A 1,177-nucleotide genomic window follows, 5' to 3' on the forward strand; every position below is an offset into this window, starting at 1 on the left:
ATTACTCTTTGATGGTGACGACGATGCCGGCACCGACGGTGCGGCCGCCTTCACGGATGGCGAAGCGCAGCTTCTCTTCCATGGCGATCGGCACGATCAGCTCGACATCGACCGTGATGTTGTCGCCAGGCATCACCATCTCGGTGCCTTCCGGCAGCGACACGATGCCGGTCACGTCGGTCGTGCGGAAGTAGAACTGCGGACGGTAGTTGGTGAAGAACGGCGTGTGGCGGCCACCTTCGTCCTTGGTCAGGATGTAGGCTTCGGCCACGAACTTCTTGTGCGGCTTGACCGTGCCGGGCTTGGCCAGAACCTGGCCGCGCTCGACGCCTTCGCGGTCGACACCACGCAGCAGCGCGCCGATGTTGTCGCCGGCCTGGCCCTGGTCGAGCAGCTTGCGGAACATCTCGACGCCCGTGCAGGTCGTCTTGGTCGTCGGACGGATGCCGATGATCTCAAGCTCCTCGCCGACCTTGACCACGCCGCGCTCGACGCGGCCGGTCACCACCGTGCCGCGGCCGGAGATCGAGAACACGTCCTCGATCGGCATCAGGAACGGCTTGTCCAGCGGACGAACCGGCGTCGGGATGTAGTCGTCGACCGCTGCCATCAATTCGCGGATCGCGTCCTCGCCGATCTTCTTGTCGGAATCTTCCAAGGCCGCAAGCGCCGAACCCTTGACGATCGGAATGTCGTCGCCGGGGAACTCGTTCTTGGTCAACAGCTCGCGCACCTCGAGCTCGACCAGTTCGAGCAGCTCGGCGTCGTCGACCTGGTCGACCTTGTTCAAAAACACCACGATCGACGGCACGCCGACCTGACGGGCAAGCAGGATGTGCTCGCGGGTCTGCGGCATCGGGCCGTCGGCGGCCGACACAACCAGGATCGCGCCGTCCATCTGCGCGGCACCGGTGATCATGTTCTTCACATAGTCGGCGTGGCCGGGGCAGTCGACATGGGCATAGTGGCGGTTGGCCGTCTCGTATTCGACATGCGCCGTCGAGATCGTGATGCCGCGCGCCTTCTCCTCCGGCGCCGCATCGATCTGGTCATAGCGCTTGTATTCGCCAAAATACTTGGTGATCGCCGCCGTCAGCGACGTCTTGCCATGATCGACGTGCCCAATCGTGCCAATGTTCACATGAGGCTTTGTACGCTCGAATTTACCTTTTGCCAT

At 63.0% G+C, this 1,177-nt stretch carries 1 protein-coding gene; it reads right to left on the minus strand.

From position 1 onward, the window contains the following. Position 1 precedes the first annotated feature (1 nt). Positions 2–1,177 carry an elongation factor Tu gene (gene tuf, locus AC0L26_RS31915; RefSeq protein WP_352930425.1) on the minus strand — a complete coding sequence of 392 codons (1,176 nt, stop codon included), beginning with the start codon at positions 1,175–1,177 and terminating at the stop codon, positions 2–4.

Source organism: Mesorhizobium sp. WSM4823 (assembly GCF_055811195.1).

What these genes read in the sequence shown, in the direction of transcription:
- tuf (WP_352930425.1), bottom strand. Translation starts at nt 1,177, where the DNA reads ATGGCAAAAGGTAAATTCGAGCGTACAAAGCCTCATGTGAACATTGGC.